We start from the raw sequence: 5,875 nt of genomic DNA on the forward strand, positions 1-5,875 counted from the left end.
AAGACATCGACCTGACGCAGCTTGGCGACGATCTCTTCAGCCGTATGCTTCTTCCGTCCCATGAAAATATCCTCCACATGGCTTGAAGCCATACCTCAGGGAGGACCACTTTTCAGGAGGCAGGCCATAAGAGATCCTCGGTTTGCCGTTGAGATTGTACGGCGGCTGGCTGAGGCACCCGGCGCGTCGGCCTCGCAGTCCATTAATCGTTCCAGACGTCATCCTCTTTGTACGACGTAGATCCAAGGCTGACCCCCTATTTATGACTGATATTGACTCGTTTCGGTGAAGCGGGAGCGATGACGCCGAGTATGTTAGGTTCGACCATCCTCGGCTGCCTATCGCGACTCTCGGGCGAGGGAGTGGCGGAGTAGAGCCGGTAGGATTCAAGGACGCTTATTTTGTCGTTGGTTCCGGTGGTCGTCGCTGCACCTGCCGGACGGAAGCCTCGATCATCGCAGGCCCGCAATTGCGGTGCCGAAGCGTGAGGCATCCATGTCCGCGACAGATTGCCGAGCGCGTTGCTCGCCGCCCCTGCCGCGCGGATCTCACGCTGGAGTTCCTCCACGAACTCACCAAAGGCATTCGAGGCCGCGGCCCCAGCATCCGTGAGGCCCGCCGCCTGTCGGGACCGATCGATCACGAACCGGGCCTGCGTGGAATCGGTGTCGTCGACGATCGCCCGCGCCATCGCAACCACGGAGCCGCGTGTGCTGGCACACTTGGTCGCGATTAGGGCACGTAACCGTTGGGTGCAGTGCAGCGTACTCACTGCATCGCAATCGAATTTTTAAGGGACGCACCGCCATGAAGGTGCTGATCGCAGCCACGGCCTTGACCGGGCACGTCAACCCGCTGCTCGCGGTCGGCCGACTTCTGGCCGCACGCGGGGACGTGGTCGTCATGACTACGGTCGAACGATTCCGGAAAAAGGCCGAGGCCGCGGGCCTACGGTTTTCGCCCATCGACGACGACCATGCCGCCGAATATCGCGCGATCGATCTGCCGGCGGGCCCGGAGCGTTATCGGCTGGAATTCGCGCGACGCTTCATCGATCCCATCCCGCACCAGACGGACGCCCTGCGTCGGCTGATCGACGACGAGCAGCCCGATGTCGTCGTCGCGGGAAGCATGTTCCTCGGCGTGCTGCCCCTGTTGCTCGATTCCAAGCCGCGCCCGCCGATCGTCGTCCTGAACGTGAGTTTCCTGTTCCTCGACAGGCCTGACGAGGCGCCCGTCGGCCTCGGCCTGCCGCCGGCGAAGGATTCCGCCGAGCAGGCCCGTTACGCGGTCCTCAAGGCCGGCATGGACGCAGCCTTCGCCGATCCCGTGCGCGTCTACGCGAACGATCAACTCGCGCGCCTCGGCGTACCGGCTCTGCCGGCCGCGCTGCCTCATTCCATCGCCACGCTGCCGGACCTGTTCCTCCAGCAGACCGTGCCGGGCTTCGAGTACGATTTCGGGACGCTGCCGCCCAACCTGCGTTTCACCGGCCTGCTGCCGGTGACGAACGCCGACGTGCCGCTTCCGGATTGGTGGGCGACCCGCGACCTCGGCAAGCCCGTGGTTCTGGTCACGCAAGGCACCCTCGCCAACGCCGACTTCGGCGAACTGATCGAGCCGACCTTGGCGGCGCTGGCGGACCGCGACGACCTCCTCGTCGTCGCGACCACGGGAGGGCGCCCGGTCGAGGCCCTTCGCGGGCCGATCCCGAGCAACGCCCGCATCGCCCCCTTTCTTCCGTTCGACGCGATGCTGTCCGACGTCGCCGTCCTCGTGACGAACGGCGGTTACGGCAGCGTCTCGCAGGCCCTCGCAGCCGGCGTGCCGATCGTCTCGTCCGGGCTGACCGAGGACAAGGCGGAGATCGGCGCGCGCATCGAGTGGTCGGGCGCCGGCCTCAACCTGGCCGCCAACGCTCCGACCGTCGACGCGCTTCGCGACGCGATCGGCACGGTTCTCGCGCAACCGCGTTTCCGCATGCGTGCCGAGGCCTTGGCTCAGGACTTCGCCCGCCTCGATTCGAGACAGGCCGTTCTTTCGGGGATCGACGATGTCGTTCGCGGCGGGCGCGTCGTCAGGGGGATCGCAGCATGACGACAACGCCGATCTGCCGCAGCGCCAGACTTGAATCCGGTGCAAATCGGTCCGCCTACGCTATGCTACGGAGACCTGGGCTGACTGCATTTGCGGCCACGCTCGTCCTGGCTGTGACGACCGGCCTGCCCATGGGATCCGCTGCTAAACTGATTCCGCAGGCCGACGATCAGGACGGCCCCTTCCTTGGCATTTGACGAACAGCGACCCAACCCGATGACGCTCGTTCCTCAGACCATCGATGATGCGGAAGTCCCCTTGCGCGTCGTGGTCGACCTGAACCGTTGTCAGGGCTATGCGCAGTGCTGCTTTGCGGCGCCGGGAGTCTTCGACGTGCGGGGCCATGAGATCCTGTTCTACGATCCGGCGCCCCCCCGCGCCCGTCGGGGCGAGATCGAACGCGCCGTCCATGCCTGCCCCGTCCGCGCCATACGCATGCAGGCCGAGCCTGGAGTGACCCAGTGAGCGGCGTCGACACGCCCGGCATGATCGTCGTGGGCGCGTCGCTCGCCGGCCTCCACGGCGCGGAAGCCTTGCGCCTCAACGGTTATCGAGGCCGCATCACGATCGTAGGCGACGAACCGCACCGCCCCTACGACCGGCCGCCTCTGTCGAAACACGTCCTCTCCGGCGAACTGGCCGCGGACGCGACCGAGCTTCCGCAACGCGCAGACCTCGACGCGCGCTGGATGCTGGGTCAGGCCGTGATCGGCCTCGATCGTCACGCGCACACGATCGGCCTCGCGGACGGGGCGGTGCTTGCCTACGACAAGCTGCTCGTCACGACCGGCGCGCGGGCCCGCCCCTGGCCGGTGGAGTTCGGCGGCACGCTCGGCAACATCTTCACCCTGCGCGGCCGTGACGACGCCGCGCGCCTGCGTGCAGCCCTGGTCGCGGGTCCGTCTCGCATCCTCATCGTCGGCGCCGGCCTGATCGGTTGCGAGGCGGCCTCCTGCTGCCGCAGCCTGGGATTGCCGGTCACCCTGATCGATCCAAACCTGACCCCGCTCGCCCGCTCCCTCGGTACGTGGGTCGGCGGCGTGATCGCGGACTGTCTCAAGGATGCCGGCGTCACGTATCGTCCGAACGCACAGGTGCTGCGCTTCGAGGGCGACGCGACCGGCCGGGTGGTTCGCGCCCACCTTGCGGACGAGCATGTCGTCGAGGCCGACCTAGTCATCGTCGCGCTCGGCGCCGTCCGGGAGACGGGGTGGCTGAAGGCGGCCGGCCTGATGGCCGATGCCAGCGGCTTGACCTGCGATGCTGCGTGCCGAACCCTGGACGCCGATGGCGCGCCGTGCCCGGACATCTACGCGGCCGGAGACGTGGCGCGATGGCCGATCTCCCTCTACGGGGATCGGCTGATCTCGGTGGAGCACTGGGGCAACGCCGTCGCGCAAGGCGGCCATGCGGCACGCAACATGCTGGCGCCGGCCGACGACCAACGCCCCTACGACCATCTCCCGGCGTTCTGGTCGAGCCAATTCGGGATCAACATCAAGGCCGTCGGCCTCAGCGAGGGAGCGGATACGGTCGCGATCGTTCACGGCTCGCGCGCCTCGCGACGCTTCCTCGCCGTCTACGGCCGCGAGGGGCGCAGCATCAGTGCCGTGTCGTTCGATCAGGCCCGGTGGCTCCCCGCGTATGCGGAGGCGATCCGGATCGGCGGCGCCTTCCCGCCGATCCGCGATGCGAGCGATCAGGATCGCATCGTCTCCGGGCTCCCCGGCTTCCCGCCGCCGCGCCGAGTCTCCGGGTCACAAGTCTCCGGGTCACAAGTCTCCGGCTCACATGTCTCCCGTTCCGACGAGGCTCGTCATGCCTGAGGACACGCTGTTTGCCGAGGTGCTGGACCCGGCCAACCGAGCCGATCCCTATCCGATCTACGCGCGGCTGCGGGAGAAGCCTGTCTCGCGCCAGAGCGACGGCAGCGTCGTGGTGAGCACCCATGCGGCGATCCGCAGCCTGATCTTCGATCCGCGGCTCAGTTCCGAGGATCTGCCGCCCTCGCGCCGCCCGCGGACCGGAAACCCGATCAAGGATTGGCTGCTCAACCCGATCAAGGACCGCATCGTCACCGCGCATCGCCCGCTGATCTTCCGCGATCCACCCGATCACGACACCCTGCGCGGCGTCGTCATGCGGGAATTCTCCGTGACGCGGGTGCAGGCCCTGAGGCAGCGTGTCGAACGCGACGTCGACGCGCTGATCGAAGATTGCCGGGGACGCGACGAGATCTGCCTCGTGGAGGATTTCTCCTACCCGCTGCCGGTCGCCGTGATCTGCGACATGCTCGGAGTGCCGGAGAAGGACGAGCCGCAATTCCAGTCCTGGGCTTCGCAACTCGCCACCGCGCTGGAGCCCGATACCCGCCACGACGAGGCCAGCCGGCACCGGACGGCCGCCGCCTTCGACGCCATCTCCGGCTACATGCGTGCGCTGATCCGCGAGAAGCGCCGGCGGCCCACGCCCGACCTGCTCAGCGCGCTGGCTGCACCGCCTCCCAATGGCAAGCCGGCCATGGGCGATTTCGATCTGATCTCGACGGCGATCCTGCTGCTCGTGGCGGGCCACGAGACGACGGTGAACCTGATCACCAACGGCATGCTCACGCTGCTGCGCCATCCCCACGAATGGGACAAGCTCCGGGCCGACCCCGAGCGGGCCCCGCGGGTCATCGAGGAATTGCTCCGCTACGAACCGCCGGTGCACTTCCGAACCCGCAAGGCGCTGGGCACCATCGAAATCGCCGGACATACCATTCCGAAGGGTGCCCCCGTCATCCTGCTGTTTGCCGCCGCGAACCGCGATCCCGCCCGCTTCGCCGACCCCGACCGCTTCGATCCCGATCGTGACGACGTCCAGCATTTCGGCTTCGGCGGCGGACTTCACTACTGCATGGGGGCGCCGCTCGCGCGGATCGAAACCGAAATCGCCCTCGTGGCCCTCAGCCGCCGCCTCGTGGCACCCCGGCTTTTGTCGGATCCGCCGCCCTATCGGAGCGGTGCTTCGCTACGCGGTCCCGAACAGCTTGGCATCGGGATCGGCGGCGTCGTTTGAAGGGCTTTGCGGTGTGGGGGCGCCGCCTGAAATGCGGTCTTCTTTGAAGGCAGACTTCCCAGATACCGGCGGCGGCTCGACTTCGTTCAGAAACTCGATTTTTGGCCGAGATTGACTAAAAGTGGCCTTATACCAAGCCCCGTTGAACGTGATTCACGTGAGGTAGCATCGCGATCCAGGTCGTGATTCTCTTTTCAGGTTTGGAGCCTGAGGAGGATGTGATGGCTGCTCCGGTGCCACTGCGATCGGATTATGATGCCGAAAGTTTGCGCGCTCTGGCCAAGGGTTCGCGCAATCCGGCCCAGACCCGCCGCCTGTTGGCGCTGTCGGTGATCTCGGCGGGCGGCTCGCGCTCGGAGGCGGCCGAGATCGGCGGGGTCGGGTTGCAGACGGTGCGTGACTGGGTGTTGGCCTTCAACGCGGCTGGTCCGGACGGGCTGATCGACGGCAAGGCGCCTGGTGCCCGTCCGCGCCTGAACGCCGGGCAGCGCGATGTCCTGAAGGCCCTAATCGAACAAGGGCCGACGCCCGCCGCTCACGGCGTAGTGCGCTGGCGCTTGTGCGATCTGGCGCAGATCCTGGCCGAGGATCTGATCCTCCCCCGGTTCCACGGACAGGGGGGTTAGCTCGCGTTCCGTTCGGCTTGCTCGGGTGTGATGTATCCCAGGGCCGAGTGGATGCGCTGCCGATTGTAGTAGCCCTCGATGTAGGCGAACAA

At 66.9% G+C, this 5,875-nt stretch carries 6 protein-coding genes and 1 pseudogene; 5 read left to right on the forward strand and 2 right to left on the reverse strand.

Annotation, left to right across the window (positions count from 1 at the left end; genetic code table 11):
* Positions 1-256 precede the first annotated feature (256 nt).
* The gene (locus FV234_RS24895; RefSeq protein ID WP_147832330.1) at positions 257-691 is read right to left on the reverse strand and encodes a hypothetical protein; all 435 of its coding nucleotides are present in this window, start codon (positions 689-691) and stop codon (positions 257-259) included.
* Positions 692-807: 116 nt separating this feature from the next.
* Between FV234_RS24895 and FV234_RS24900 the strand changes: the two genes are divergently transcribed.
* The 5 genes and pseudogenes from FV234_RS24900 to FV234_RS24920 all read left to right on the forward strand — a co-directional run.
* Positions 808-2,097, forward strand: coding sequence for a nucleotide disphospho-sugar-binding domain-containing protein (locus FV234_RS24900; protein WP_147832331.1), 1,290 nt, complete (start codon positions 808-810; stop codon positions 2,095-2,097).
* Between the two features lie 258 nt (positions 2,098-2,355).
* Positions 2,356-2,562 carry a ferredoxin gene (locus tag FV234_RS24905; RefSeq protein ID WP_147752084.1) on the forward strand — a complete coding sequence of 69 codons (207 nt, stop codon included), beginning with the start codon at positions 2,356-2,358 and terminating at the stop codon, positions 2,560-2,562.
* Positions 2,563-2,582: 20 nt separating this feature from the next.
* Positions 2,583-3,923, forward strand: a complete 1,341-nt coding sequence (locus tag FV234_RS24910) for an FAD/NAD(P)-binding oxidoreductase (protein ID WP_147832333.1) — start codon at positions 2,583-2,585, stop codon at positions 3,921-3,923.
* A complete protein-coding gene (locus tag FV234_RS24915) occupies positions 3,916-5,157 on the forward strand; it encodes a cytochrome P450 (RefSeq protein ID WP_147832332.1) in 1,242 nt (413 codons plus the stop codon). Before FV234_RS24910 ends, FV234_RS24915 begins: the two co-directional genes overlap by 8 nt.
* Positions 5,158-5,339: 182 nt before the next feature.
* Positions 5,340-5,747 (forward strand): annotated as a pseudogene (locus FV234_RS24920) (helix-turn-helix domain-containing protein); the annotation flags it as partial.
* 32 nt (positions 5,748-5,779) lie between these two features.
* On the opposite strand, the gene FV234_RS27140 reads toward FV234_RS24920, so the two are convergent.
* Positions 5,780-5,875: IS3 family transposase (locus tag FV234_RS27140; protein WP_348643084.1), on the reverse strand; the 96-nt coding region annotated here is incomplete at its 5' end.

This window comes from Methylobacterium sp. WL8, from assembly GCF_008040045.1.
GTDB classification, from domain to species: domain Bacteria; phylum Pseudomonadota; class Alphaproteobacteria; order Rhizobiales; family Beijerinckiaceae; genus Methylobacterium; species Methylobacterium cerastii.

Excerpts from the sequence above, each read along its gene's own strand:
- FV234_RS24895 (WP_147832330.1), bottom strand. The coding sequence starts at position 691 with ATGGCGCGGGCGATCGTCGACGACACCGATTCCACGCAGGCCCGGTTC.
- FV234_RS24900 (WP_147832331.1), top strand. The coding sequence starts at position 808 with ATGAAGGTGCTGATCGCAGCCACGGCCTTGACCGGGCACGTCAACCCG.
- FV234_RS24910 (WP_147832333.1), top strand. The coding sequence starts at position 2,583 with ATGATCGTCGTGGGCGCGTCGCTCGCCGGCCTCCACGGCGCGGAAGCC.
- FV234_RS24915 (WP_147832332.1), top strand. The coding sequence starts at position 3,916 with ATGCCTGAGGACACGCTGTTTGCCGAGGTGCTGGACCCGGCCAACCGA.